The 25,301-nt window shown below is 73.9% G+C and carries 17 protein-coding genes; 6 read left to right on the forward strand and 11 right to left on the reverse strand.

Annotated elements, in window-relative coordinates; genetic code table 11:
- Positions 1-36: 36 nt before the first annotated feature.
- Positions 37-1,683 (reverse strand): serine/threonine-protein kinase, encoded by a 1,647-nt coding sequence (locus OG490_RS02335; RefSeq protein ID WP_330294588.1) that lies wholly within the window; start codon positions 1,681-1,683, stop codon positions 37-39.
- Between the two features lie 28 nt (positions 1,684-1,711).
- Entirely contained in the window at positions 1,712-4,744 is a 3,033-nt protein-coding gene (locus OG490_RS02340; RefSeq protein WP_330294589.1) for a LuxR family transcriptional regulator, read from the reverse strand.
- Between the two features lie 260 nt (positions 4,745-5,004).
- Here OG490_RS02340 and OG490_RS02345 point away from each other — a divergent pair, with 260 nt between their 5' ends.
- Positions 5,005-6,774 carry a putative Ig domain-containing protein gene (locus tag OG490_RS02345; RefSeq protein ID WP_330294590.1) on the forward strand — a complete coding sequence of 590 codons (1,770 nt, stop codon included), beginning with the start codon at positions 5,005-5,007 and terminating at the stop codon, positions 6,772-6,774.
- 67 nt (positions 6,775-6,841) lie between these two features.
- Here the strand turns inward: OG490_RS02345 and OG490_RS02350 are convergent, their stop codons facing one another.
- Positions 6,842-8,197: a CoA transferase gene (locus OG490_RS02350; protein WP_330294591.1), complete on the reverse strand. Its 1,356-nt coding sequence runs from the start codon at positions 8,195-8,197 to the stop codon at positions 6,842-6,844.
- 205 nt (positions 8,198-8,402) lie between these two features.
- On the opposite strand from OG490_RS02350, the gene OG490_RS02355 reads away from it, so the two are divergent.
- Positions 8,403-9,338 (forward strand): ion transporter, encoded by a 936-nt coding sequence (locus tag OG490_RS02355; protein WP_330294592.1) that lies wholly within the window; start codon positions 8,403-8,405, stop codon positions 9,336-9,338.
- 67 nt (positions 9,339-9,405) lie between these two features.
- Here OG490_RS02355 and OG490_RS02360 read toward each other — a convergent pair whose 3' ends face one another.
- Positions 9,406-10,608, reverse strand: coding sequence for a beta-ketoacyl-[acyl-carrier-protein] synthase family protein (locus OG490_RS02360; RefSeq protein ID WP_330300744.1), 1,203 nt, complete (start codon positions 10,606-10,608; stop codon positions 9,406-9,408).
- The gene (locus OG490_RS02365; RefSeq protein WP_330294593.1) at positions 10,608-10,859 is read right to left on the reverse strand and encodes an acyl carrier protein; all 252 of its coding nucleotides are present in this window, start codon (positions 10,857-10,859) and stop codon (positions 10,608-10,610) included. The genes OG490_RS02360 and OG490_RS02365 overlap by 1 nt, the downstream gene beginning before the upstream one ends.
- A gap of 172 nt (positions 10,860-11,031) precedes the next feature.
- On the opposite strand from OG490_RS02365, the gene OG490_RS02370 reads away from it, so the two are divergent.
- Positions 11,032-11,802, forward strand: coding sequence for a lysophospholipid acyltransferase family protein (locus tag OG490_RS02370; protein ID WP_330294594.1), 771 nt, complete (start codon positions 11,032-11,034; stop codon positions 11,800-11,802).
- Positions 11,803-11,860: 58 nt separating this feature from the next.
- Here the strand turns inward: OG490_RS02370 and OG490_RS02375 are convergent, their stop codons facing one another.
- From OG490_RS02375 to OG490_RS02400, 6 genes are all read right to left on the reverse strand, one after another.
- The gene (locus OG490_RS02375; protein ID WP_330294595.1) at positions 11,861-12,952 is read right to left on the reverse strand and encodes a beta-ketoacyl-ACP synthase 3; all 1,092 of its coding nucleotides are present in this window, start codon (positions 12,950-12,952) and stop codon (positions 11,861-11,863) included.
- A gap of 6 nt (positions 12,953-12,958) precedes the next feature.
- Positions 12,959-14,464 (reverse strand): hypothetical protein, encoded by a 1,506-nt coding sequence (locus OG490_RS02380; protein WP_330294596.1) that lies wholly within the window; start codon positions 14,462-14,464, stop codon positions 12,959-12,961.
- A gap of 114 nt (positions 14,465-14,578) precedes the next feature.
- The gene (locus OG490_RS02385) at positions 14,579-16,096 is read right to left on the reverse strand and encodes a lipase family protein (RefSeq protein WP_330294597.1); all 1,518 of its coding nucleotides are present in this window, start codon (positions 16,094-16,096) and stop codon (positions 14,579-14,581) included.
- 312 nt (positions 16,097-16,408) lie between these two features.
- Positions 16,409-18,046, reverse strand: coding sequence for a carboxylesterase/lipase family protein (locus OG490_RS02390; protein ID WP_330294598.1), 1,638 nt, complete (start codon positions 18,044-18,046; stop codon positions 16,409-16,411).
- Between the two features lie 89 nt (positions 18,047-18,135).
- On the reverse strand, positions 18,136-19,068 hold the full coding sequence (surE, locus tag OG490_RS02395) for a 5'/3'-nucleotidase SurE (RefSeq protein ID WP_330294599.1): 933 nt from the start codon (positions 19,066-19,068) through the stop codon (positions 18,136-18,138).
- An 89-nt stretch (positions 19,069-19,157) separates the two neighbouring features.
- A complete protein-coding gene (locus OG490_RS02400; protein WP_330294600.1) occupies positions 19,158-20,423 on the reverse strand; it encodes an MFS transporter in 1,266 nt (421 codons plus the stop codon).
- Between the two features lie 825 nt (positions 20,424-21,248).
- Here OG490_RS02400 and OG490_RS02405 point away from each other — a divergent pair.
- From OG490_RS02405 to OG490_RS02415, 3 genes are all read left to right on the forward strand, one after another.
- Entirely contained in the window at positions 21,249-21,986 is a 738-nt protein-coding gene (locus OG490_RS02405) for a phosphatase PAP2 family protein (RefSeq protein WP_330294601.1), read from the forward strand.
- A 355-nt stretch (positions 21,987-22,341) separates the two neighbouring features.
- Positions 22,342-24,003 (forward strand): carboxylesterase/lipase family protein, encoded by a 1,662-nt coding sequence (locus OG490_RS02410; protein ID WP_330294602.1) that lies wholly within the window; start codon positions 22,342-22,344, stop codon positions 24,001-24,003.
- Positions 24,004-24,159: 156 nt separating this feature from the next.
- Positions 24,160-25,185, forward strand: coding sequence for a LacI family DNA-binding transcriptional regulator (locus OG490_RS02415; protein ID WP_330294603.1), 1,026 nt, complete (start codon positions 24,160-24,162; stop codon positions 25,183-25,185).
- The last annotated feature ends 116 nt before the right edge of the window (positions 25,186-25,301 follow it).

The raw sequence follows: 25,301 nt of genomic DNA on the forward strand, positions 1-25,301 counted from the left end.
GCGCCCCACTGTGGCACTGACCGGATTTTCAGTCAATCAGCCGTTCCGGTGGTAGTAGTCCACCGAAACCTTGACCGGCCCCTCCCCCGAGCCCGTGGTGATCACCGTCAGTATGCCGACGTCCCGGCTGTCCTGAGCGCGTACGCAGAAGCTCCGGCCGGCCTTCAGGGTGGTGAACGGGAGCGCCGTGACGGGCTGGCTCTCGATCCCCTTGAGGCAGTCGGCGAGCCCGCTGCGGCCGCCCGGCAGGATGTAGGCGTCGCTGTTCTCGGGGACGTAGAACTCGGTGGCGGTCCGCCCGACGTACCAGGAAACGGAATCCTGCGGCGCCACCCGGCCGCCCTTGAGGTCGAACTCGTAGCTCTGGTCCGGAGAGGTCAGCTCGGTGCCCGCGTAGACGCCGGTGTAGCCGGGCACGGAGGCCGGGGTCGGCGTGGGCGTGGGGCTGGGAGTGGCGCTGGGAGTGGGGACCGGCCCGGCGGCATCCGCGAAGCCCTCGTCCCCGGCCCCCGGATCCGGGTCCCCGTCGAGCAGTACGAACGCACCCGCGGCCCCGGCGAGCAGCGCGGCGACGACCGCCGCCACCACCAGGATCCCCGTCCGGCGCCCGGACGCTTCCCGTCGGCGGCCGCGGGACGGTGCGGGGGGCGACGGCTGCGACTGGGGGTGGGGGGCGCCCGGGGCGGCCATGGTGTGCGCCGATTCGAAGGCCGTCAGGAGCGCGGTGGCGGGCGGCGGGCCCGGGGGTGCGGTGGCGGGCGCCACCGGCAGGTCCGCGTGGCGCAGGATCTCGCTGCTGACCTGCTGCGGCAGCCAGTCGTCCGCGAAGCGCAGCTGCCCGCCGACCGCGGGATGGCGGCGCACGGCCTCGATCACCTGGGCCGTGGTCGGCCGGTGCTCGGGGGTCTTGGCCAGGCAGTGCCGGAGCAGCTCCTGCAGCTCGACCGGGACCCGGGTGAGGTCGGCCTCCTCGTGGACCACCCGGTAGAGGGAGGAGGATTCGGGGCCCTCGCCGAAGGGCGGCGCGCCGCCGGCCACGTACACGGCGAGCGCGCCCAGCGCGAAGACGTCGGTCGCCGGGGTGGCCGCCCGGCCCAGGGCCTGTTCGGGGGCCATGAAGGCGGGCGAGCCGATGCGCAGTCCGGTACTGGTGAGCCGACTGGCGTGGGCGGCGCGCGCGATGCCGAAGTCGATGACGCGCGGCCCGTCGGCCGCGATCAGGACGTTGGCGGGCTTCAGGTCGCGGTGGACCACGCCCGCACGGTGGATCTCCTGGAGCGCCTCGGCTATGCCGGCGACGAGGAGGAGCACGGTGCGCAGCGGCAGCGGGCCGTACCGGTTCACCGCCTGCTGGAGCGAGGGGCCGGGCACGTAGGTGGTGGCCAGCCAGGGCAGGGCGGCGTCGACTCCGGAGTCGACGACCTGGGCGGTGTAGAGCCCGTGGATCCGCTGCGCGCTGGCCACTTCCTGGGCGAAGCGGAGGCGGAACTCGGGGTCGCCCGCGAGTTCGGGCCGGACGACCTTGAGCGCCACGGGGCGTCCGCCCGGGGTGTAGCAGAGGTAGACGCGCCCCATCCCGCCCGCGCCCAGCCGTGCGACAACGCGATAACCGCCGACCTCGTGCGGGTCGTCGGCGGCCAGGGCGTGCAGATGGGGGGCGGTAACGGGGCGTTCTGTCGTCATGGGCACCGGATCCTATCTGACTGGAATTTCAGTCAGCCTCTGCCGGTCGGACGAGGCACGGGCCCTGAGGTGCACGGCCGCCGGCTCGGGTCGCGGTGAGGGCCGCCGCGAGCTGGGTGCGCGAGCGGACTCCGAGCTTGCGGTAGATGCGGCTGAGCATGCCTTCGACGGTCTTGACCGAGATGAACATGTACTGGGCCGCCTGCTGGTTGGTGACCCCCTGGCAGACGAGGTCCGCCAGGCGGGACTCCGAATCGGTCAGCCGGGTACCGCGCGGGGACGCGCCGGCGGCGGGGCCCGTCCCCGCGGGGGCCGCTCCGCCCGCCCGGTCGAGCAGTTCGCGGGTGAGCTCCTGCCAGGGGCGGGCCCCGGTGCCGTCGAAGACGGCCTGGGCCGCCTCCCAGGCCGTGCGTGCGGCGGCCTGTCGCCTACGGGACCGTTCGGCCCGGCCCAGGGCGAGTAGCGTACGGGCCTGCTCGAGCGGCAGGTGGAGTCCCTCGAAGGCGGCTGCCGCCCGGCTCAGGAGCTCGGCCGCCTCGTCCCCGGCTCCGGTGCGGGCCAGCAGGATCCCGTGCGCACGGTCCAGTGCGGCCCGGGGACCGGACCCGGGACCGGGGGCGGGCCCCGAGTCGCGGCCGGGGCCGGTGCCGGGGTCGGGTGGGCCTTCGGCCGGGCGGGCGCGGTCCAGGAGCTCGCGGGCCCGGGTCAGGTGGCCGGCGCAGGTGAGGGCCTCCACCGCGTCGGGCCGCCAGCGGAACATGCCGGGGTCGGCCGCCGGGGCCTGCTCCTCGGCTTCGGCGACGGCCGTGAGCGAGGCCACCGCTCCGGCCGCGTCCCCGGTGTGGAGCTGGACCGCGCCCATGACCCAGAGGTTCCGCGCGACGTACAGTCCGTCGCCCTCCTCCTGGGACGCCCGGGCTCCGCAGGCGGCGGTGCGCAGGGCGGCGGCGAAGGATCCGGCGGCGCTCTGCGTCAGCGCGGCGGTGTACCAGGCGGGCCCCATGGACAGGCCCGCGGTGGTGGACAGCCGCACGGCCCGGTCGGCCCATGCCAGCGCGGGGGCGCACGCGCCGAGCCGGGTGTCGACTTCGGCGAGGCTGCGCCAGATGTCGACCAGGTCCTCGGCTTCGCCCTCGTGGTCCGCGAGGGCCAGGAGTTCCACGAGCCGCTCACGGGCCTCGCGGAGCCGGTCGTCGAAGACGGCGTGGCGGGCGGCGAGGTACTGGGCGCTGTTGCGGATGCCGAAGTGTTGGGCGGGGATCCCGAGGGCGAGGGCCCGGGTGAGGGTGTCGGGTGCTTCGGCGGCGCCGAGGACGCGTTCCATCCGGGCCCGCATGGTCAGCGCGGCGGCCTGCAGGGGGCGGTGGCCGCCGACCGCGGCGAGTTCGGCGGCCCGGGTGGCCGCGCGCAGGGCCAGGCCGGGGGCTCCGTGCGCGAGGTTGGCGGCGATCGCGGCACGCAGCTCCACGGCGGCGAGCAGCTCGGGGTGGCCCGCCGCCAGCTCCCGGCAGCGGGCCAGCAGCGGTTCCAGGCCGGCCAGGGCCTGGCCGTGGGCGTCGAAGAGGGCGAGCAGTGCGGTGACCTGGTCGGCGGGGTCCGCCCGGGTCGCGGTCAGGGCGTCGGCCGCCTGCCGGGCAATGTCGACGGAGCCCGCGCAGGCCGCTTCCTGGGCCGCGGAGGAGAGCCGCCGGATGCGCAGGGCGGCCCGGGTCGGCGGGGTGATCTCGGCGGCGAGCAGGAAGAGTTCGGCGGCCAGGGCCCGTTCGCCCGCTCCGCGGGCGGTGGCCGCGGCACTTTCCGTGTCCTCGGCCAGGCCCTGGTCGGGCAGGTCCGCGGCGAGTGCCCGGTGGCGGACCTCGTGGACCGGGTCTCCGACGGCCAGGGCGAGCGTCAGGTGGGCCGACACCCGTCGCGGGCGGCCTTCCGAGCGGGCCGCGGCCTGGGCCAGGGCCTCCGCCGGGAACTGAACGGCGTCGGCGGGGGCGGTGGTTGCGGAGGCAGGCATCGTCGGGCCCGCGACGGCCGGGCCGGCGAAGGCCGGGCCACCGGCCGCGGGGGCGGCCCGCAGCACTCCGGCGGCCCTCGCCTGGGCCAGGTGTTCCTCGGCGTCGGAGCGGCCCGCCCTCAGGAGGAGGCGCAGCGTGGGGCGGCTGGTCAGGGAGGCCAGCATCAGGGTGTGCCGGGCGGGCGCGGACAGCGTGGCCCGCAGCCAGGTCTCGGCCGCGTCGACCGCCTGCGCGGGCATGGCGGGCCGCCGGAGCTCCGATGCGGGGAGGGCGGCAAGTGCCTTGCAGGACAGGGAAGTCAGCAGGGGGTGGCCGCCGCAGTGGCTCTGCAGCGGCCCGGCCCAGCGGGTGGGCAGGCCGTGGGCGCAGAGCAGGGCGGCCGTCTCCTCGGGGTCGAGCAGGGGGACGTCGATCTGGGTGGGGTGGCCCCCGAGGAGTCGCGCGGCCGCCTGGGCCCGGCCCTGGACCCGTTCGGTGATGATCGCGGTGAGCCGCGGGGGTGCCAGGGTGCGCAGCGCGTAGCCGAGTACGTCGGCGCTGGCCGCGTCGAGCCACTGGGCGCCGTCCACGGACAGGATCCGGTCGCCCGCGCCGAGCAGTGCGGTCACCGCGATCCGGGCGGGCAACTGCGCGGACGCGTCGAGGGGGTCCTGTGCGCCGCGGTGCAGGATCCGGTCGACCACCCGGGCCTGCGCGCCGGAGAGGGAGCCGAGTTCGGCCGGGGTGCAGTGGGTGAGCATCTGTGCGAGTGCGCCGAAGGCGTGCTCCTGATCGCCCTCGACGGTGGTCACGCGCAGCACCGTCCGGCCGGGCCCGTCGGGGCGGGCAGGCGATTCGGGCGGGGCGGACAGGGTGCGCAGGACCTCCTCCAGGAGGGTCGTCTTGCCGGCGCCCCAGGGCCCGGCGAGCGAGACCCGCCCTTCGCGTTCCAGCACCGCGACGACGCGGGCGGCCGCACCGGCTCCCGTACCCACCCCCGCACCCGCCGCGCCCGGTCCCGAGTACGTACCCGCCCGATTCCGGGCGTTGCCGTCGATGTCCGTGTCTGGCCTCACGAGGGGGCACCGTAGGCGCCGGCCGGCCCGGTGACAACGGCCGGGGCGGGCGGGTGGCCGAGTCAAGGGATTCCCCCGATGCCCCCAACACCACTCCGGGACGACTCTGTTGGCCACCCCGGAGCCCGGTTCTGCGACTCCCCTCGGATACGGGCTCCAGGGGTGGGACGAGTTCCCGAGCCGACCGGGCTTCCCCGCCGATCGTGCACTCCGTAGGTACCGGCCCACCCCTCCGATACACCCCCCACGAAGGGATTTCCGTGCGAAATCTGTCGAACAGGCCGTCAAGCAGGGCCCTGTGGGCCTCCGTTACGGCCGCCGTCGTCCTCGGCGGCCTGGGCGCCCTGCCCGCACACGCCACCTCCTCCACCCCGGGCGCGCCGGCGGCGCAGCCCGGACCGTCCGTGCCCCCGCGGATCCTGCAGGCCATGCAGCGCGACTTCCACCTCACCGCGGCCCAAGTGCGCGACCGCGTCGGGGCCGAGGCGGCGGCGAACCGGGCCGCCACCCTCGTCCGGGAGCGGGCCGGAGACCGGGTCTCGGGGATGTGGTTCGACTCCTCGACCGGGCGGCTGAACGCGGCGGTCACCACTGCCGCGGACGCGGAGCTGGTGCGGGACGCGGGCGCGGTGGCCCATCAAGTCCGTTACGGTCGCGCCGAGTTGGATGCGACGGCGCGCGCCGTCCGGGGTGCTGTGGGCGCCGGCGTCGCGGGAGTGGTCTCCTGGGGTCCGGACGCCCGGAACAACCGGATCGACGTCACCGTGAACCGGTCGGCGCGCGACGCGTCCACCGAAGCCTTCGTCGCGAGGATCAGCGCGTTCGGTGACCTCGTCCACGTGAGCGAGACCTCGGACGCCCCGCGCCAGCAGTCGGACGTGGTCGGCGGCGAGAAGTGGATTCCGGGTACCGAGAGCCCGTGCTCCATCGGCTTCCCCGTCACCCGCACCAGCGGGGGCACCAAGGCGTTCCTGACCGCCGGACACTGCACCAACGACGCCAACCAGGCCGCCTACGGCAAGGACGGGACCCGGGTGGGCACGTCCAACAAGAACGGCGTCGGCAGCGTCAACGCCCAAGAGGGTGACATGGGCATCGTGGACGTGGACCAGCCCGGCTGGAACGTCGTTCCCACCGTCTCGGGCTTCGGACAAGGCGATGTCACGGTCACCGGCTCCGCCGACGCCGTCGTCGGAACGGCGATATGCCGCTCCGGGCAGACCACCGGGATGCGCTGCGGCGACGTCACCAAGGTCGACCAGAGCGTGGACTACGGCAACGTGGTCGTCGACGGGCTGTCCTACTCCAGCGCCTGTTCGGCCGGCGGCGACTCCGGCGGGTCCTACGTGACGGCGACCGGCGGCAAGGCGGTCGGGCTGCACTCCGGCGGCGGCAGCGCCACCTGCACCTCGGGCAGCGGTGAGAAGTTCACCATCTTCCAGCCCGTCAACGAGGCCCTGGCCAAGTTCGGTGCCACCCTGGTCACTTCGAGCCCGCAGCCCGGCAACGTCACCGTGTCCGCCGTCTCCGCCCAGAGCGGCGTCGTGGGCACCGCGGTCGAGCTGAAGAACAGCGCCGAGGGCGGCACCGCCCCCTACACCTGGTCCGCGACGGGCCTCCCGGCGGGCCTGGCCATCGCCTCCTCGACCGGGACGATCACCGGAACCCCGACCACGGCCGGGACCTCCAGCGTGACCGTCACCGCCACCGACCACGCGGGCAAGGCCGGCTCGGCCACGTTCTCCTGGACGCTCACCACGGTCACGGGCACCGCCCCGGTCCTGCAGAACCCCGGCAACCAGGTCGTCTACATCGGCAAGTCCGTCAGCCTCGCCCTCCAGGTCACCGGCGGGACCAGGCCCTACGCCTTCAAGGCCACGGGGCTGCCCGCCGGCCTGAGCCTCAACCCGGCCACGGGGGTCGTCACCGGCTCCCCCACCACCTGGGGCTTCGGCGGCAGCACCCTCACCGTGACCGACGCGGCGGGCAAGTCCTCCTCGGTCAACGTGAGCTGGAACGTCTACTTCTAGCCCGCTGGTGCGGTGACGCCCTGCGTGCGGGCCCCGGCCGGTCACCCCGGCCGGGGCCCGCACGGGATCAGAGCCAGACGGGCCGGTCCGTCCCCCACCGGGACGGGCCGACGCTCCAGGCGCCGTCGCCCCGGGCGCCGACTCCGAGCGGCGAAGCGGCGTACCGCAGCCTTCCGTAGCCCGACTGCGTCTCCCTCAGCCAGGGCTCCGGGCGGTAATCCCGCGCCGGAGCCCCGGCGGTGGCCATGGCCGTGGCCGGCAGGTCGCGGACCAGCCAGGACGCCGTTCCGGCGAGGGAGAACCGCATCGACCTCCCACCGCCGTCCGCGAGGGCCCGTAGGACACCGGCCGCCATCAGGTACCCCGTGCCGTGGTCCAGCGCCTGCGCCGGCAGCACCCCGGGTCCGCGCTCGTCCCCGTACGCCGCGGAGATCCCGTAGCCGGCCTGGACCAGCGAGTCGAAGCCCCTGCGCCCCGACCAGGCGCCCTGCCGTCCCCAGGCGCAGAGCTGCGCCACCACCAGCCCCGGCCGCCGCGCGAGCAGTTCCCGCTCCCCGAGCCCGTACCGCTCCAGCGCGCCCGGCCGGTAGCCCGTCACCACCACGTCGGCCGCGTCGAGCAGCCCCTCGAAGACCGACCGGTCGGCCGCGGTGCCCAGGTCCAGCAGCGCGGACCTTTTCCCGAACCCGGTGTCGGCGTACGCGTCGTCCGACTCCGCGAGTCCCGGCGCGTCGATCCGCAGCACGTCGGCGCCCAGCAGTCCGAGGGTCCGGGTGGCGACCGGCCCGGCGATGACCCTGGTCAGGTCCAGGACCCGGACCCCGTCCAGCGGCGGCGACGAGGGCCCGGCGCCCGGGCCCAGGTGCCGCCCCCGGGCGCCCGACCTCGTGATGTCCACCAGCGGTTGGGGCGCTCCGAACTCCGGGGCCACCGCCACCGCCAGGCCGCCCGCCGCGTAGACCGCCTCCTGCACTTCCACGGCCGCCCGCCGGGAGATCTCCGCCGCCACGCCCTCGGGGGTGCCCGCTCCCAGTACGCGGACCAGCGCGTCCTCGTGGTGCGGGTAGTTCGCGTGCGTCCGCACCCAGCCGTCGCGGGCCCGCCAGAATCCGGACAGCGGGGCGAACGACACCGGCGTCCGCCCCTCGACCAGCAGGTGGCGCTCGCTGACGAACGCCGTGGCCACGGCCCCTTCGTCCACCACCAGGGGAGCCAGGTCCTGAGCCCGGCCCCCGGCCCGTACGGCGGCCAGCTCGGCCGCCGCCAGCGCGCAGACCCCCACCGCGGCCCGCGCGAGTTCCCGTACCGGCAGCGGTCCGTCCGCCAGCCCGCTCGCACCTCCGTAGCCGACCCGATCCGCCAGCCCGCCCGCCCCGCCCAGCGCGGCCCATGCCTGCGCCGTCCCGCCCTCATGACTCTTCATGGACCCATCCTGCTCGCCCGGACGCCGTCCGGAGCGGGTCCCCGTGCCCCGATCGGGCGATGTGGCGGCGCAGGGCGTCTCGAATCCGCCCCTCGGGCGTTACACGACGCGGAACATGATCAGCGCCCCGGCGGCCGCATCCCTCCGTCGCGGCACAGGCCGGCAGGTGAGGGCCGGTCGGCCGGTGGCTGTACGAGGGAGCACGATGACAGACCCGACCACGGTGGAGACCGGGCGCGAAAGGTTCGCCGCGCACTGCCGTGAGGTGTGCGAGGCGCCGGCGTTCTCGCTCATCGTCTTCGCGGTGATCCTCTTCAACGCCGCGCTGCTGGGCATCGAGACGTACAGCGGCCTGTCCGCCGAGTACAGCGCCGTCCTCACCACGACCGAACGATTCTGCGTGATCGCCTTCTCGCTGGAGATGCTGATCCGGCTGGGTGCGCACGCCGACCGGCCGAAAGCTTTCTTCCAAGATCCGTGGAACGTCTTCGACCTCCTGGTCGTCTCCTCGGCCTTCATTCCGTTCCTGCGGGAGAACACCACCCTGCTGCGGCTGCTGCGGCTGGCACGCGTGCTGCGGACCGCGCGGTTCATGCCCCAGCTGCGGGTCCTGCTGGTCGCCGTGGGCCGCAGCCTCCCCGGTACCGTCAGCTTCCTGTTCGTGGGCGCACTGATCATCTACGTCTACGCGATGATCGGATGGATCAGCTTCGCGGGGAGCGACCCCGCGCACTACGGCTCGATCGGCCGGGCCGGGCTGACCCTGTTCCTCCTGATGACGCTCGACGGACTCGGGGACGCCGTCCACGCCGGGCTCGCCGTCTCCCCCTTCAGCATCCTCTACTACGCGTCCTACGTGCTCTTCGCTTCCTTCGTCCTGGTCAACGTGCTGATCGGCGTGGTCCTCAACGCCCTCGAGGAGGCCCGCGAGATGGAGGAGGAGAGCGAGAAGGCAGCACTCAGGGAGTCCCGGAACGGCGTGGTGGACCCGGCCGACGAACTGCGGCTGCGGATCGCGGCGGTGCGCAGCGCCCTGGACGACATGGAGGCCCAGCTCGATCCCGGTCAGGTGCTGCCGGCAGCGGCGGACGGGACCGGGATCTCGGCGCAGCCGGCGCATGCCTCGGCGGGCGCGCGATAGCCGTACCGGTACGGAAGAGGGCGCCCCCCTGCCTCGGGTGGGCGCCCTTTCCCGTACCGGTACGCCTTCAGGCGCGGGCTAGTACGGCCACCGCGTTGTGCCCGCCGAATCCGAAGGAGTTGCTGACCGCGACCGAGGACTTGTGGTCCCTGGCCTTGCCCGCGACCACGTCGATGTCCAGGCCGGGTTCGACGGTGGTGAGCCCGGCCGTGGGCGGCACCGTGTCCTGCGCGAGGGCCAGGACGGTGAGCGCCGCTTCGATGGCCCCGCAGGCCCCGAGGGTGTGGCCGAGGGCGCCCTTGGCCGAGGTGACGGGCGGCCGGTGCGGGTACACCCGGCGCAGGACGGCGGCTTCGACGGTGTCGTTCTGCCGGGTGGAGCTGCCGTGCGCGTTGACGTGGTCCACCTCGTGCGCGGCGATGCCGGCGTCCGCGAGGGCGGCCCGGGTGGCCCGCTCGGCTCCGCGCCCCTCGGGGTGCGGGGACACCAGGTGGTGGGCGTCGGTGGTGGCGGCGTATCCGATGAGCCTGGCGAGGGGCCGGGCGGCGCGGGCGGCGGCGTGCTCGGGGCGCTCCAGGACCAGCGCGCCCGCGCCTTCGGCGGCGACGAAACCGTCGCGGTTCGTGTCGAAGGGGCGCGACCCGGTGCCGGAGAGGGCTCCCAGCTGGGTGAAGCCGGTCACCATCAGGCGCGTGAGCGAGGCGTCGGCACCGCAGACGAGGGCGATGTCGCACTGGCCGGTCGTCAGGAGGTCGCGCGCGAGGCCGATCGCCACGGTGCCCGAGGCGCAGGCGGTGGAGGAGAAGAGCGAGGGGCCCGTCACTCCGAACCGCAGGGCGATGTTGGCGCACGCCATGTTCACCAGATAGCCGGGCAGGAAGTAGGGGGAGACGAACCCGGGGCCGAGCTCCGCCATCCGGGCAAGGGCCCTTTCCTGGGTCAGTGCACCGCCCACCGACCCGGCGGTGACGACGGCGACGCGGCTGCCGTCCCAGGCGCGGGGATCGAGTCCGGCGTGGTCGAGCGCCTGGGCGACGGCCACCAGGCCGAAGCGGTCGACGGGATCCAGGTGGGCCGCTCCGCGAAAGCGCAGGACCGGGTGGTCCAGCTCCGGTACGCGGCAGCTGAGGGAGACGGGCAGTCCGGCCAGCGCGGGATCGGTCGCGGTGGTCGAGCGGCCCGCCACGACGGCCTCCCAGGTGGTGTCCCGGTCGCAGCCGGCCGGAGTGACCAGGCCGAGCCCGGTCACGACGACCTCCGGGCGCCTGATCAACGGCTGGTCCGCCGCGCTTCGAGGACTTCGGCGAACCGGGCGAGGGTGGTGTCCTTCAGCTCCTCCTCGTCCACCTTGACGCCCAGCGCCTCGTGAACGGCGATGGCCATCTCGACCACCATGAGCGAGTCGACCAGCAGATCCCGCATCAGGGCGTCCGGCGTCACTTCGTCCGCGGGGACCTCGAACGTTCCGACGAGGATTTCACTGATCAGGTCCATCACGGATTCGGGTGCGGAAGTGGTCACGGCAGCTCTCATTTGCGATATTCCGGCCATTGAAGCAACGTGGCGCCGACAACCGGTGAGGAAAGGGATGCTCAGAGGAATATCACGACCGGACGATTACTCAAAAATCTGCTTCTTGCCCTCTTCCAGTTGACTCGAATTGTGAAAGCGGAGACTACTTGTGTCGGAAAGCATGACCGATGTGATCGAGGTGGGCGGCGCCGAGCTCAGGTACGCGAGGGAGCGGCTCGGCGAGGCGGGAGAGGACGCATGGGATCACCTGCTCGACTGGCTGATGGACGACTACTTCCGGCTGGAGAGCACCGGTTGGGAGAACATCCCCGCGGACGGGCCCGCCGTGATCGTCGCCAACCACTCGGGCTCCTGGGGGCTCGACGCCTTCATCCTCATGAAGGCGCTCGCACGGAATCTCCAGCGCACCCCGCATTTCCCCGCGGCACCGGCGATGTTCCGATTTCCGGTCATCGGCTCCTACGCCCGAAAGAACGGCGCCTTTCCGGTGGACCCGCTGCTGGGACTGGAACACCTGACCGCCGGTGAACTCGTCGGAGTGTTTCCCGAGGGAATCTCCGGTCTCGAAAAGCCCTTCCGCGAGCGGTACCGGCTGCGCCCCTTCAGCCCCGGATTCGCGGTGACCGCCGTGCAGGCCGGCGCCCCCGTCGTCCCGGTGTCCATCATCGGCGCCGAGGAGGCGTACCCAAGGCTCGGTCAGATCCCGGCCCTGGCGCGCCTCTTCGACCTCCCCTGGTTCCCGCTGACCCCGGTCTTCCCGCTGCCCTCGAAGTGGCTCGTCACCGTGGGCGAGCCGATCCCGGCGCCGCCCCGGCCCACCTCCTACGGTGCCCGGTCGGCGGCGGCCCGGTCGCTGTGCACCGAGGCGCAGGACGCCGTACAGACTCTGGTGGACCGGGAGCGGCAGCGGCGCGGAACGCCCTTCTGGTAGCCCCGCCCCGGTGAACCCGTCGGCCGGGCGCCGTCCCGTGCGCCCGGCCGTCGCGGCTTCAGTCCTCCTGCGTCACCGGGCGCACATCGGGCCAGACCAAGGTGGTCGACCCCCAGGCCAGTCCGGCGCCGTACGCGGTCAGCGCCACCCGCAGGCCCGGCGTGAGCGTCCCGGAGGCGGCCGCCTGCGCCAGCAGTACGGGTACCGAGGCCGCCGCCGTGTTCCCGTGGGTCTCGATGTGCGACAGGACCTTCCCCGGGGGCAGGTTCAACTCGTCGGAGATGCCGTCCAGGATCCGCTGGTTCGCCTGGTGCGCGACCAGCGCGTCCAGGTCCGCGAGCGACCAGCCGGCCAGGTCCAGGGCCCGGGTCACCGAATCGCACATTCCGACGACCGCCTGCTTGCGCACGGCGGGCCCGTCCATCCGGAAGTAGGGCGAGAACTCCTCGGCCGGATCCGCGAACGCACGCTTGCGCGCCCGCGCACCGCCGCCCGGGATCTCCAGCAGGTCGGCCTGCGAACCGTCGCTGCCCAGGTCGAACGGCCCGAACGCGCCGGGCTCGTCGGCGCTGCCGGCGCGCAGGAGCACGGCTGCCGCCCCGTCGCCGAAGATGGCGGACATCAGCCAGTCCTTCGGGTCGAGGAAGGCGCTGAAGACGTCCGAGGCGACCAGCAGGACCCGGTCGAAGGTCCCGGCGACGATCATCGATGTCGCTACGCCCAAGCCGTAGAGGAAGCCGCTGCAACCCGCCCCCAGATCGAACGCCGGTACCGTGCCGAGCCCGAGGCGCGCCGCCACCTCGGGAGCGCCCGCAGGCAGCAGCCGGTCCGGGGAGATGGTGGTCAGGACGACCGCGTCGGCCCCCGCACGCCTGCCGCCCGCTGCGTGGCTCCCGTGCGCGCCCGCCGAGGTCAGCGCGCGCCGGCCGGCCCGTACGGCCAGGTCCACAGTGGCCTCCCCGTCGGCGATGCGGCGGCTGCCCACACCGATGCGGGTCCGGATCCATTCGTCGCCGACCGGCCGCTCCCCGCACAGCTCGGCGTTGGTGAGGACGCGCGGGGGAACATAGGCGCCGAGCCCGGCCAGGACCGCGGCGCGGCCCTGACGCGGTACGGGCGGGGTTGCGGGGGTGGGGATGTCGCTGGTCATCTCTGCTCAGCCCTCCAGCCGGTCCGCCGCGCGGCGGACGCCGTCGGCGGCCTTCGCGCAGCGCTCGGCGTGGCCGATCAGCACCATGCGGAACTTCTCGCCCGCCTCGTCCTCGTTCCAGCCGGGATCCTCGGCGCAGGCCGCCAGGGATTCGGCGTGCGACTCCAGCCGCTCCGCGCTGGCCCGCGCGAGGACTCCGTAGGTCGCGGGTGTGCAGCCGTGCGCCGAGGCCGGTACCGCGGTCGGCACCCGCCTTCCGGTGGGGTGCGCGGAGAGTTCCCCGACCGACACGAGCAGCGTCCGCGGATCGAGCGTCGCGGGCAGCCGGTCCGCGGTGAGGACCGGCGAGACGAGGAACGGCCGCGCGGCCGTCGTGAGCGCGCGCACGATCTCCGCGGCGACGAGCGCCGCGAACCGGGTCGCCGCGCAGTCCGAGGGTCCCGCGCACAGCGCCGAGGGCCAGGCGCCGGGGAGGGCGGCCTCCTTGGGCGGCTCCAGCCAGCCCGGCGCGGACAGGATCTCCGTCCCGGCGTCGATTGCGAGGCCCTCCCAGACGAAGGAGGCCCGTACCCGGTACACGGCGGCGGCCACCGGAGGGTAGTGGCGCAGCGCCCGGTCCACGGACTCCTCCGGTGCGGCCGTCGGCTCCACCGTGTGCAGGGCGAGCGCCTGGAGGGCGATCGTGGTGGCGGCCAGCGACACCAGGGCGAGCGCGTGCACGGCGGCCCCGCCCACCGTGTCCGTGGACGTGTGCGTGGACGTGCCCGCGCCGGTGCCCGTGTCCGTGTCCGGCCCCGATTCCGGCGCTACGAGCCTGCCGACGAGGGAGGCGGGGTCCGGGTTCTCGAGGTACGGGGCCAGCCGGCGCCGCAGGGCCGCGGCCCATTCCTCGCGGGCCCTGCGGTCCGCCGTGTCGGTGCCCGCGGCCTGCGACCGGGCGACGAGCTCGCTCAGCAGCGTGTCCTCGGCGGCCTCGTTGCCCATCACCAGGCGTCGGCTCAGCCGCATCATGGTGTCGTGCCAGTCCTGCCACTCCAGGGTGCCGTCCGTGCGCCGGGCCCCGATCGCCTCCTCCACCGCCCGGCCCACGTGGGTGGACAGGTCCCCGTCCGGTGCGGTGAGGTCCCGGTGCGGGTCCGTGTGCAGCGCCGCGTGCGGCGGCAGCCCGTACCGGTGCCCGCCCGCCGTGAGCCCCACCGGAGGCTCCGACCGCCCCTCCTCCCCGGCCCGGTCGAGAAGGGCTTCGGATTCGGCGGGGGTCAGCGGTACGAGGAACTCCCCGAACGGGGTGCGCAGCCGGACCGGCCGCCCGGAGCGGGTGCGCCGCAGGTGCGCCAGCAGGGACCGCGCCACCCCGTCGGGGGTCAGTGCGTCCAGGCCCAGCGCACGGGCCGGAGCGTCGGTCCAGGGCAGGCGCTGCGCGGCCATGGCCGCGCTGAACACGGCGTTCTCCAGGGCCCAGGCGCTCGCGGGGCGCCGCACCGCCGTGGTCGTACTGTCGGCAGAAGCCATCGGAAGGTCTCCCTCGGGATCACTTGACTCGAGCTGGCGTGAGGTCGGTTGAGGCTGACTGAGGTTTCTACGGGGCTCTACGGGGCTCCGCGGACTGCCTCGGGTCGCTTCGGGCTACCTGTCGCGCAGCATGTAGGGCTGGTTGCCGACGATCTCGCCGTCGTAGGCGCCGATCAGCTTGTTGACCCGTTCCCGGTGGTCCGCCATGGCCCCGCGCAGCGTGTCCGAGTAGGCCTGCGGCGCGTGCGAGAGGGGATAGTCGTACGACTCGTCCAGCCAGGCCAGCTCGACCCAGCTGTCGGGGATGTCATTGGGCGAGGCCGGCCCCCGCCCGTCCAGCATCGGGATGACGTCGTGGTTGTTGACCAGGCTGATCACCTGGGTGGTGTGGTCGGCGGGCCGCTTGCCGTCGATCGGGGAGCCGACGGCGACCACGTGCGTGACCCGGTAGCGGGAGGAGATCTCCACGTCGGCCGCCAGGTTCATCGCGGTCAGCCCGCCCAGGCTGTGTCCGACGAACATGAGCTCCGACCCGGCCGGCACCCCGGCCCGCAGGAGCACCTTCCGCACGGCGCGGGTGTACGTCGTATCGGTGCGCAGCACCCCGTCGAAGGCGCCCACCACGTCCTGCGGGGTGCTGTTGCTCAGCAGCGCGAAGCTGGTCCCCGGCATCAACAGGACGTACCGGACGGCGCCGTCGGCGCATTCGACGCGGCGCAGCAGTACCAGTCCGTGGTTGCCGAGGGCCCCGATGTCATTGATGTAGCTGACGATGTCGTTGGCGGACGTGGTCAGCACCTTCGCCAGGATGGAGTCCGCCTCCGTCCGCTCGGCCCGCCCCGGCCCGGGGTTGAGGTACTTCAGGAGGGCGCTGGGCAGCCCGAGGAACGGGTCGGTGGCCGGCACTCCGCCGGCGAGCGTCACCCAGGAGAAGCCGTCGTTGCCCGGGTTCTCGTCGAGCAGGCCCATCAGGGCGAGGAGCTCCATGATCACGGGGCTGATCGTGGTCAGGGCGCGCGTGACCCCGAGGCGCTCGATCAGCGCGTGCATGGCGCGCAGCGCCTCCAGCCGGTTCCCGGCCACCATGGCGTCCGTCAGCCGCCTGGCGAGCGGTGAGTCCAGGTTCGGGTGTTCGGCCGCGATCGCCCTGATCCGCATGGCGAAGGCGTCGACGGCCATGGCCACCGCTGCCGGGCGGCGGTAGGTCATGTTCCCTGCCGTCCGGGCCAGTTCACCGAGCAGTCCTCCGTTGGCGCCGAAGCCGAGTCCCGAAGCCGTGGTCAGCGCCTTGACGCAGGACACCGCCGCGCCGAGGGCCCAGCCGGGACGCCGCAGCGCCTCCAGCCCCAGCCGCCGACTGGTCAGCGCGCCCGTCAGCTCCGCGCCCGCCTGCTTCGCCGCGAGGGCCGCGTCCGCCAGCAGCACCGAAGCGGTCACCAAGAGTTCGGCGTCGGTCCGGCCGAGGACGGTGGACCGGCCGGTCGACTCGACCGGCAACCGGTCGGTCGGCCCGGCGATCGGCCCGGCGGTCGACCGGCCTGCGACCGGGCCCCCCTCGGGCTTCTCCGGCCCGTTCTCGGCGGCAGCCGCGGAGCCTCGCCGCGAGGGCAGCGACCGAGCTGTTTCCTGCACTGCCTGAGCCTGAGCAGTCACGTTCCCGCCTCTCATGCCTGCGCAACGGCCTTGCCTGGTCGCCGTTGCCTGCACCGGCATGCTGGCAGCCCGCGTGATCCACTCCACGCGGGCCGCCGTCGTTCTCACGCTCCGGACTCCCCCCTCCAGGAGCCCGGAACGTCCCCGGAACCCCGCCGACGCCGGAGCCCGTCGGGCGCCCGGCGCGGCGGCCGCCCTCCCCGTGCCCGCCGTAATTCCGGCGCGCTCCAAGGGATGATCGTCGGGGTCCCGCATTGACGAGCGGACGCTCCGGCCGTCCTCAGACCGTTCTCAGACCGACCGGGGCGGCTGGGCCTTCCAGAATCCGCACTGGTGGTCCGCCGCGAACGCCGGGTCGATCCGGGTCGCCGTCGGGCTGAGGGTCAGGACCGCGCCCGCCGGTCCGGTGACCGGCCACGGGGTCTGGCCCGCCGCCAGGGGGGCGCCGTAGCGGGCGAAGGCGCCCCAGTAGCGCTTCATCCGCGTGGCCAGGGCGACTTGGACGGGCGTCAGGGGTCGGTCGCCCATGGTGAACTCGTACAGATAGGCCAGTTCGGCGCTGTGCGCGTTCGACTCGTCCAGGCCCGGAACCTGCGCCCCCGCCAGCGTCGGCGAGTCGGGGTCGTCGAACTCGTAGGCGAAGGTGGGTACTTGCCGGGCGAACAGCTGCGCGGTCGCGGCGGTCTCGCAGGCGAAGGTCGAGTCGGTCATCAGGGCCGACAGCGCCAGGTACGGGGATCCGTAGGCGGCGACCGGGTAGCGGGCCAGCACCTCCGGTCCCGCCGCTCCGTAGCCCGCCAGGACCTGCTCCGCGTACTGCTGCTCCGTCAGACCCGGCTGGGTCAGCGCGACGAAGAAGCGGTCCTCGGAGCGGGTGTTCCCGATCATGACCGGAACCTTGTTCCAGGTCCCGGCCGCGATGGCGACGGCCGGCTCCTGCGGCAGCAGGCCGTCACCCGACGCCGGACCCGAAGTCGCTGCCGTGCGGGCCGCGTCCACCAGCGCCGCCCCCGGGGCGGCCCGCAGGCAGGCGACGGCGGCGGCCGGATCGGCGCAGCCCGCCCCGGCCGCGAAGGCCCGCGCCTCGGACTCGGCCCGCGCGCTGTCCGGCGTACGGAGCAGCGTGCACGGCCCGCTCTGCAGCACGGCCCGGTGGAACAGCCCGGCCGCCGAGGGCGCGGCCAGCAGCGCACACACCGAGCCGCTGCCCGCCGACTGGCCGGAGACCGTCACGTTGCCGGGGTTCCCGCCGAACGCGCCGATGTTCTCGCGCGTCCAGCGCAGCGCCGCGATCTGGTCCATCAGGCCGAAGGAGCCGGAGTGCCGCGCGTCCTGGCGGGTCAGTTCGGGAAGACCCAGATAACCGAGCTGGCCGAGGCGGTAGTTGATGCTGATCACGACGCTGTGGGTGAGCTCGGCCATCGCACCGCCGCCGAACTGGGTGCCCGTGCCCTGGCTGTACGCGCCCCCGTGCATCCACAGGATCACCGGCAGCCGGGCGTCCGCGCGGACACCCCGGGGCAGGTACACGTCCAGGTAGAGGCAGTCCTCGCTGACCGCCCGGGGATCCCGCAGCCCGAACGGCGAGAACTGCAGACAGGCGGGCGCCTGCCGGTCGGCCTCGCGGATCCCGCTCCAGCGCTGCGGCTCCGCGGGGGCGCGCAACCGCAACTCGCCGACCGGCGGGGCGGCATAGGGGACGCCGAGGAACTCCTGCACCCCGCCTTCGGCCCGACCCCGCAGCGCGCCCTGCGCGAGGGCCACCACCGGACGGGAGGAACCGTCCGGGCCGCCGCCCGGGCCGCTGCCCGGCGAGGCGGCCGCCGCCGCCGGGAGGGCTGCGGCGAACAGGACGGCCAGCGCAAATGCCGTAGCGGATAAGGGTCTTGCCGGAGAGACCCGGGCGATCCGGGTCGAGAGCCATCGCATCCGTACTCCTGGTGTCGAAAGGATCCGGGGGCAGCGGGCACATCGGAGCGCGGCGCGCCCCGCCCCCCGCCCCCGGCCGGCGGTGGGAACTACGGGCGCAGCCCGGCGATCAGGGTGGAGGTGAGGGCGAAGTCGGCCGGGCCGGTGTTCCAGTCGGCGTTCATCGGGCTGATGGCGATCTTGCCCGCGCTCACCGCCTCCACGTCACCGCCCCGGGCCGGGGTCCGCAGGTCCACCTTCACGCCGAGCTTCCAAGTGCCGTCGCCCGCGTCGGTGTAGTCGGCCTTCAGCAGCGGCTGCGGGTCCTGGAAGGTCGACGCCAGCCCGGCCGGTGTGCCCTTGCCGTCGGCGCCGACGACGGGGTGGTTGACGTTCAGGCCGACGCCCTTGGGCAGCAGGGGGCCGCCGGGGCTGGCGTGCGTACGCAGCCGCTCGATCAGCTTGATCGCGAAGTCGACCGTGGGGCCCATCGCGTTGACCGTGGTCACGGGGTCGGGGGCCGTGACCCCGCCGGTGCTCAGGGCGATGGCGGGTACGCCGCCCTCCAGGCCGGCGATGGCGCCGCCGACCGTTCCGGAGTGGGTGGCGAGGCCGGCCACGTTCGGGCCGAAGTTGGTGCCCGAGACGACCAGGTCCGGAGCCTGCCCCGCGAACACCTCGGAGAGGCCGAAGGCCACCGAGTCGCCGGGGGTGCCGTCGACGGCCCACACCTTCGGTTCGGGGTGGCGCACCGTGAGGGACGGGGTGTTCGAGGTCTTCGTGCCGGCGCCGCTCTGGTTGGTGAGCGGCGCGACCATGGTGACGTCGTAACCGGCTGCGGTCAGCCGCTCGAACGCTATCCGGATGCCGGGCGCGTTGTAGCCGTCGTCATTGGTGAGCAGGATCCGCAGCGGGCCCGCGGGCACCGGGGCGGAAGCCGGCCCGGCCTGCGGCGAAGCCGCGGCCGCGGCAGGCACCGTACCGGCGAGGGCGGGCGCGCAGAGCAGCATGGCGGCCAATGGCAGAACTCGCTTGCGTTGCACGGAAGGCTCCTTGGGAGAGGGATCGGAGAGAGGGGAGGAAGGCGACGGGCAGATCCGGGTCGTGACCCGGGTCCAGGTCCGGATCCGGGTCAGCGCACGCTGCGGATCGGGAGGATCGCGAGCGCGCCGATCAGGGAGAGCGCGCCGCCCACGAGGAACAGCGGGGTGTACCCGCCGAGGCCGGTGACGACCGCGGAGGCCACGAACGGGGCGATGATCTGCGGCCCGGCGTTCGCGATGTTGAGGACTCCCATGTCGCGGGCGGCGTCCTCGGCCCGCGGGAGTACGAGGGTGACGAGCGCGGTGTCCACGGCCATGAAGCATCCGAAGGCCAGGCCGTTGAGCGCGCTGAAGACGAGCATGCCCGTCCACGTCGGGCTGACCACCGGAACCACCATGACCAGCCCGGCCAGGGCCGCCGAGACCCCGACGAACACCTTGCGGCGGTTCCAGCGGTCGGACAGGATCCCGCCGACCACCGTGGAGACGGCCATGGCCACCATCGAGACCGGGGTGAGCACCGCCATCGCGGCGGGCGCGGTCAGCCCATCGGGGAGTTCGATGTGGTCGTCGAGGATGTAGAGCTGGTATCCGACGACCGAGAAGTAGCCCAGGACCATCAGGGCCCGCCCGATGAAGGCCCACCGGAAGTCGTGGTGGCCGAGGGACGAGAGGAACGCCTTGACCTGGGCCCCCCTGGGGGCGGCGGTCGCGGCCGGGGCCGCCGCCGTTTCGGGGCGCGGCACATCACGGCAGAAGAGGGTGAGCAGCAGCGCGGCTCCGGCGATGACCCCGCCGAAGACGAGGTAGCCGATGCGCAGATGCTCGGAGGTCTGGGAGGCGATCAGCACGCCGACCGTGCCGCCGATGGGCAATCCCAGCCCCACCAGCGCCGACGCGGTCCCGCGCCGGGCGACCGGCACCCGGTCGGGCACGATCGCCGTGACGGCGGCCTGGTAGACGTTCATGGTCGCCTGGATCAGGCACCAGCCGATGCCGACGAGCAGGGCGGTACTGACGCTGCCGAGGAAGGCGAGGCCCGCGAGCGAGGCGAGGGCCCCGCCCAGCACCCAGGGGTTGCGGCGGCCGCTGCGGTCGGAGAGGGCGCCGGCGATCGGATTGAAGGCGGTCGCGAAGATCGCGCTGACGCCGCCGATCAGGCCCAGGACGGCGACCTTGTCGTCGCCGGCGATCGCGGCGATCTGGGTGGGCAGCAGGACGGAACCGACGCCCATGTAGACCGCCATCATGGCGGAGTTGGCGACCAGCAGCAGGAGCAGGAGTCCGCGGCGGTGGGGAGGTTCGGGATCGGCCGGGACGGACGGCGGCGGATCGGTGAGCTCGTTCGTGGCCATGACGACTCCTCGGGGGGACGGAACGGGGAGGGGCGTGGGGAGGTGACGCGGAGAACTTCCGCGGCGGGCTTCCGCAGGGAGGTGGCGTGCGGCCCGGAGGTGCGGACGGGGTGCGGGGCACTGGGCGGGCGGACCGCGTGCGGACCAGGGGCAGCGCCGGAGGGCGGTGCAGGGACGGGGAAGACGCCGTTTCGCTGTTGCTCTTGCTGGTTCTCGTGCTGGTGCTGGTGCTCTTGCTTCTGCTGTTGCCACCGCTGTCGTGGACGAGCTGCGGCGTCACCGGGAGATGCCGCGGCCGCCTACGGCCGACGTGCTGGTTCACGTGTCGCGGTGCGACGGGTGAGCTGCACGATCCACGTGGTGCGATGAGCGCGGTGCGGTTGGCGCGGTGCGGTTAACGCGATGTTGTTACACGTGTCACTTCCGGTGCTTGGACACTGTGTAGCACCCAATCCACGTTCCCGCCAAGGGTCGGTGCGAGTCGCTCCCCAGATCGTGACCCATGGACGAATGCCTAGCCAGGCACGTGTAACCACGTATCCACAGCCACTGACCAGCCCCGTCGTGACCGGAAACCCTCTTGCCCTTGTGGCGGCGGCCACGCTTCCGCAATACTCCGTGCCGCACCGCGACGGCTCCGCAACCGGACGACACCGTCACCGGGCGGCGGCCCCGAAGCCGCGCCTGCCGGGCCCGCGCCACTCCTGCGACCCCGCCTCCGGGCCCGCCCCGTCCGGGCCGCTTCACCAAATCCCGCCCCACATCCGCACACCGCTCTCCCGCGTGCCCCCACCACCCGGGGAGGCGACCGCGAAAGGCCCCGCCATGCCCCGTTCCCCCGCCCCCTTCCCCACCTCCTCCCCCGCACAGCCCCCGCTCGCCGCCCGGCCACCGCGCCACGCGACACCCGCGGCCCCGCCACGCCATGCCGTCGTCTCCGGCACGGCGCTGATCCTGCTGTCCCTGCTGATCGGGCTGCTCCTCCGCCTGGACGAACGGCCCTTCTTCCAGGGCCTCGACGACTCCTGGGCCGGCTCCACCGACGGCTCACCCGGCGATGCGGCCACCGGGTTCGCCACCGTGCTCGACCGCCTCGGCGGCCCGCTGGGGACGGTCCTGCCCCTGCTGGTGATGGCCTGCCTGTGCATGTACGGGCGCTGGCGGTCGGCGCTCTTCGTCTTCACCACCGCCATCGCGGGCAGCGTGCTCGTGGTGATGCCCCTCAAGCAGCTCGCCGACCGGCCCCGGCCCCCGTACACCTGGGTCCTGGTCAACGACGGCTCGTACCCCTCCGGCCAGGTCTTCAGCGCCGTGGCCCTGGTGATCGCCGTAGCCGTGATGCTGTTCCCGCCGGGCGCCGCCCGGCGCTGGTGGTGGCTCTTCGGCACCGGGTACGCCGTCGCCATGATGTGGAGCCGCACCTGGCTGCACGCCCAGTGGCTGACCGACACGGTCGGCGGCGCCCTGGCCGCCGCGGGCACCTGCCTTCTGCTGTGGCGGGCGTTCGCGCCCCTGCTGGAGACGGAGGCGGAGCGCAGGGCGGCCGACACCCTCTGGATGTGAGCGGAGGCCGCCGGGCGGGGCGCGAAAGGGGCCCGGCCGAGGCGGCCGGGGTGGCCGGGGTGCGAGCGGAGACCCGCCCGCCTGGCCGGGCCGGCCCGCCCGGGCCCGGCCCGGCTCGGGCCCCGGCCCGGCTCGGGCCCCGGCCCGGCTCAGGCCACACCCCGACCTCTCGCAACCCCGACCTCTCGCAACCCCGGCCCCTCGCGACCCGGCCTGTCCTCGCGCCGCCCGGACCCACCTACCCACCCACCCGCGAGGCGCCCGGACATCGAGCAACATTGACGCTCGACAATTTCACGCCATACTCTCGACAGGTCGGCGTGCACTCGGCGCGCGCCCCAGGAAGGATTGGCCCATGGCTCACACCCCAGGCCCGGACCAGGCAGTGGTGGACCTGCCCGCAGGACGACTGCGCGGCGCGATCGAGGACGGGCTCGCCGTCTTCCGGGCCGTGCCCTACGCGGAACCCCCGGTCGGTAACCTGCGCTGGCGGCCCGCCCGGCCGCATCCCGGCTGGAGCGGTACCCGGGACGCGACCGCCGACGGCCCCAGCGCCCCGCAGATGTACATGGAGGGCGGCGACCCGGTCCTCGGCGGGCACGGATCACCTCCCTTCGACGAGGACTGCCTGACCCTCAACATCTGGACACCGGCGGCCGACGACGCCCGGCGTCCCGTCCTGGTCTGGATCCACGGCGGGGGCTTCGTCTCCGGCTCGGGGTCACTCCCCGTGTACTCCGGCGAGACCTTCGCCCGCGACGGAGACCTGGTCGTGGTCGGCATCAACTACCGCATCGGCCCCTTGGGTTACCTCTACACCGGCCCGGAGAGCGCTACGGGGGCCGATGGGGCCGATACGGGGTTCAGCGCCGGCGGCGGCGAGTCCGACGCCTCTCACGACTCCGGCGACCAATCCCCCTACGACGGGGCCGACTTCGGCGAGGGCAGCGGCGCCAACCACTGGCTGACCGACCAGTTGGCCGCCCTCCGCTGGGTTCGGGAGAACATCGCCGCCTTCGGCGGCGACCCGGACTCGATCACCGTCGCGGGGCAGTCGGGCGGCGCGGTGTCCACCGCCGCCCTCGCCGGACTCCCCGAAACCCAGGGCCTGATCCGGCGCGTGATCCTGATGAGCCCGCCCTTCGGCCTCGACCTCCCCGCCCCCGAGGCCTACGCGGAGCGCACCGCCGCCTTCCTCGAGATCGCCGGGGTCAAGACCCTGGCCGAGCTGCGCGACCTGCCCTGGCCCGCGCTGATCGGCGCGGGCGGCGGGCTCTTCGCCCGGACGATGCGCTGGGGCTACTGGCCGACACCGTTCCTGCCCGTCGTCGACGACGTCACCCTGCACCGCCACCCGGCCGAGGCCTTGCTCCACGGGGCCGCGGCCGGTCTCGAGGTGATGATCGGTTGGACCCGCGAGGAGGCCAACTTCGGGTTCGCCCTGAACGAGGGCCTCGCCGCCGCCGACCGCGAGCAGGTGACCGGCCGGATCGCGGACACCTTCGGGACGGAGGCCGCGCCCGACGTGTACGCGGCGTACGAGCGCACCCGGCCGGGCGCCCGGCCGGCCGACGTCCTGATGGACCTCATCACGGACGAGCTGTTTCGGGTCCCCGCCGTCCGCCTGGCCGAGGCCAGGGCCGCAGCGGGCCGGCCGGTGTGGGCGTACCAGTTCGACCTCCCCTCTCCCGCCCACGAGGGCCGGCTCGGTGCGGCGCACTGCCTGGAACTCCCCTTCGTTTTCGCGAACTTCGACCAGTGGGCCCACGCACCCTTCACCGCGGGACTGAACCCGGCCGTCCGCGAGGGGCTCGCGCACACCATGCACCGCGCCTGGATCGCCTTCGCCCGCACCGGCGACCCGAACCATCCGGACATGCCGCACTGGAACCCGTACGGGAAGGACACGCGCACGACGATGCGCTTCGACTCCGTGGTCACCGCCCTGGACGACCTGGCCGGGGACTCCCGGCGGCTCCACGAGGCGGCGGCCCCGCGGCCCCCGCAGGCGACCTGACCGGAGCGGCGTCGGCACCGGGCCCGGCACCTGCCCCGGCCCCGGCCCCGGCGGGCGGGCCCGCACGTCTGGGCGGCCCCGCGCTCCGTTGATCTAACTCGTGTAACCTTCGAAGGGAAGGCAGCGAGCCGATCAAAAGGAGCGTCGAGGGACGTCATGGCCAAAGACATTCCCGCCACCACTCCCACCCCCGCCCGCACGTCGCTCACCAGTGCCGACGTGGCGCGTCTGGCCGGGGTGTCGCGGGCCACGGTCTCCTTCGTCCTCAACGACACCCAGGGCCATCGCGTCAGCGAAGCCACCCGCGCCCGCGTGCTCGACGCCGCCAAACAGCTCGGCTACGTGCCGCACGCCGCTGCCCGGTCCCTGCGGGCCGGTCGCAGCAACCTCGTCCTGATGCCCTCGTCGATCTCCGCGGTCGGGCGCCTCGTCAGCGACTGGGTCGACGATCTCCACAGCGAGCTCGACCGGCACGGTTACACCGCCGTCCTGCACGCGGGGCGCTTCACCGACCCCCTCGACGCCGCCCGCGCCTGGGCCGAGCTGCGGCCTGCGGCCGTCATCGCCCTCGACGGCGACCGGTTCACCCCGCAGGCCGCCGAGCTGCTGCGGCGCGCCGGGGTACGGGGGCTGCTCGCCTTCGCGTCCCACCCCGTACCGGGCGTGCACACCATCGGCTTCGACCACGCCCGCATCGGCGCCATCGCCGCGGAGCACCTGATCGCCCGCGGCCGGACCCGTATCGGCGTGGTCATGCCCCAGGAGCGCGGCCTCGGCGCCCTCGCCGCCCCCCGCCTGGCCGGCGCCGAGTCCGTGGCCGCCCGCCACATGGCCACCGTCGTCCCGGTGGAGCTCGCCTACACCCGCGAGTCCGCGACCGACCTGGCCCGCCGCTGGCCGAGCCTCGGCCTGGACGCCGTGTTCGCCTACAACGACGAGTACGCAGCGCTCCTGCTGCACGCGTTCCGCGCGGAGGGCATCGTCGTACCGGACGACGTGGCGATCGTGGGCTCCGACGACCTGGTCCTCTCCGCCCTCCAGCAGCCCGCCCTGACCTCGATCCGCCTGGACCTGGCCCCACCCGCCCTCATCGCGGACGCCGTACACGAACTGATCGAGACGGGCACGACCGCCCCGTTCCCGGACATAGAGGCAGTCCTGGTCCACCGCCAGACCAGCTAGTGCCGCGTCAGGCAATGTTCGCCCGTGAAGGAGCGGCGTCCGGTGCGTGCTCTCACCGCACCGGCCGGAAGGGCTCGTACTGGACGTACTTGACCTTCCGGCCGGTGCGGTGAGAG

Origin of the sequence: Streptomyces sp. NBC_00503 (genome assembly GCF_036346895.1) — a bacterium.
Taxonomy (GTDB): Bacteria; Actinomycetota; Actinomycetes; order Streptomycetales; family Streptomycetaceae; genus Streptomyces.

Excerpts from the sequence above, each read along its gene's own strand:
- OG490_RS02380 (WP_330294596.1), bottom strand. The coding sequence starts at position 14,464 with ATGGCTTCTGCCGACAGTACGACCACGGCGGTGCGGCGCCCCGCGAGC.
- OG490_RS02355 (WP_330294592.1), top strand. The coding sequence starts at position 8,403 with ATGACAGACCCGACCACGGTGGAGACCGGGCGCGAAAGGTTCGCCGCG.
- OG490_RS02415 (WP_330294603.1), top strand. The coding sequence starts at position 24,160 with ATGGCCAAAGACATTCCCGCCACCACTCCCACCCCCGCCCGCACGTCG.
- OG490_RS02375 (WP_330294595.1), bottom strand. The coding sequence starts at position 12,952 with ATGACCAGCGACATCCCCACCCCCGCAACCCCGCCCGTACCGCGTCAG.
- OG490_RS02405 (WP_330294601.1), top strand. The coding sequence starts at position 21,249 with ATGCCCCGTTCCCCCGCCCCCTTCCCCACCTCCTCCCCCGCACAGCCC.
- OG490_RS02410 (WP_330294602.1), top strand. The coding sequence starts at position 22,342 with ATGGCTCACACCCCAGGCCCGGACCAGGCAGTGGTGGACCTGCCCGCA.
- OG490_RS02335 (WP_330294588.1), bottom strand. The coding sequence starts at position 1,683 with ATGACGACAGAACGCCCCGTTACCGCCCCCCATCTGCACGCCCTGGCC.
- OG490_RS02390 (WP_330294598.1), bottom strand. The coding sequence starts at position 18,046 with ATGCGATGGCTCTCGACCCGGATCGCCCGGGTCTCTCCGGCAAGACCC.
- OG490_RS02370 (WP_330294594.1), top strand. The coding sequence starts at position 11,032 with ATGACCGATGTGATCGAGGTGGGCGGCGCCGAGCTCAGGTACGCGAGG.
- OG490_RS02400 (WP_330294600.1), bottom strand. The coding sequence starts at position 20,423 with ATGGCCACGAACGAGCTCACCGATCCGCCGCCGTCCGTCCCGGCCGAT.
- OG490_RS02350 (WP_330294591.1), bottom strand. The coding sequence starts at position 8,197 with ATGAAGAGTCATGAGGGCGGGACGGCGCAGGCATGGGCCGCGCTGGGC.